This window comes from Streptomyces sp. NPDC055099 (assembly GCF_053607685.1).
Genome location: NZ_JBSGUA010000078.1, coordinates 1 through 1,445 on the forward strand (window position 1 = coordinate 1; position 1,445 = coordinate 1,445).

The 1,445-nt window shown below is 66.7% G+C and carries 1 protein-coding gene; it reads left to right on the forward strand.

Annotation, left to right across the window (positions count from 1 at the left end; all coding sequences use genetic code 11):
• Window positions 1-224 precede the first annotated feature (224 nt).
• Complete coding sequence (locus ACWFRU_RS42420) at window positions 225-1,424, forward strand: IS110 family transposase (protein WP_453694204.1); 1,200 nt, start codon at window positions 225-227, stop codon at window positions 1,422-1,424.
• The last annotated feature ends 21 nt before the right edge of the window (window positions 1,425-1,445 follow it).

Here is a 1,445-nt window from a genome sequence, read left to right on the forward strand (position 1 = left end):
GCCCTACCTTCTTTCGCACGGCCCAATCGTTCGCGACGATGGGGTCGCGCGAGCGGGGTGGGGATGGATTTCATGCTGGCTGCCGTCCATGGCTCAGAGCGCTGTTCCCCCTGCCCCGCCACCTCTTCTGGACTGCTGATTAGGCTCTGCGGATCATCGCTTGGTAGGGCGAAGACAGGCGGAAGGGGTCGCGCCGCACGTTGCACGGCGAGGGGAGCGTGACCATGTCCGCCACTGCAGGATTCGATATCGCCAAGGAGTTCCATTGGCTGGTTGCCGTCGATGACCACGGACGACTGCTGCTCAATCACCGGGTCGGCAACGACCCGGAGTCGATCGAGCAAGCCATCGTCGAGTTGTTGGCCATCCAAGCGGAACACCGCGGACTGACCGTCGGACTGGACCTGATGGGCGGAGTGGCAGGACTGCTCACGGCCATGCTGCTGACCGCTGATCTGCACTGCGTCCACTTGCCAGGCCTGGCAGTCAACCGCGCCCGCCGCGGCACCCGCGGCGGGGAGAACAAGTCTGACCCCCGCGATGCCAAGGTCATCGCCGAACAGGTCAGGCTCCGCGACGACTTGAGGATTGTCGAGCTGCCAGAAGAGGCCACGGCCGAACTGCGGCTTCTGGTCACTCATCGCACGGTGCTGACCAAGGAGGCCACCGCGCGCGTCAACCGCCTGCGCGACCTGCTCGCCGGCATCCATCCGGGCCTGGAACGCGTGGTGGATCCGACCGAGAAGTCGAGCCTGTGGCTGCTCTCGCGCTACGTCGCCCCCGCCGAGATCCGGCGCGCAGGTGGCGCGCGGATCGCCGACTACCTGCGTCGGCAAGGTACCCATCGGCCCAAGGCCGAGCAGCTGGCAGATGCCGCGGTGGCCGCGGCCCGTGCCCAGCTCACCGCCGTCATCGGCGAGCGTCGTGCCGCCCAGCTCATTCGGGAACTCGCCGTGGGACTCCTGGCCTCCAAGGACCGGCTGAAGGCTCTGGAAGCCGAGATTGAAGAGCTGGTGACTGTCCACCCTGACGGGGCCCTCATCCGCAGCCTGCCGGGGATGGGGGCCATCCTCACCGCGGAGTTCGTCGCGCTCGTCGACGACATCAGCCGGTTCACCAGTGCGGATGCTCTGGCAGCTGCGGGCGGTCTGGCACCCGTGCTCTCTCAGTCCGGAAAGGTGCGCTACTCGCGCAGCGCCACCGGCGGGGACAAGGCCCTCAAACGGGTCTTCTACCAATCGGCGTTCTGCGCCATTCAGCGTGATCCCGTCTCCCGGACCTACTACGACCGCAAGAGAAGCGAGGGTAAACGGCACCACCAGGCCCTGGTCGCCCTGGCCAGGCGCCGCGTCAACGTCGTCTACGCAATGCTCCGCGACCGCACACCCTACGAAGCCCGGCCACAACTGCGTCTTACCGCTTGACTTCAGCATTAGGCAGCGCTC

Bases quoted from the DNA above. Each gene is read 5' to 3' on its own strand.
- ACWFRU_RS42420 (WP_453694204.1), top strand. From the start codon at position 225: ATGTCCGCCACTGCAGGATTCGATATCGCCAAGGAGTTCCATTGGCTG.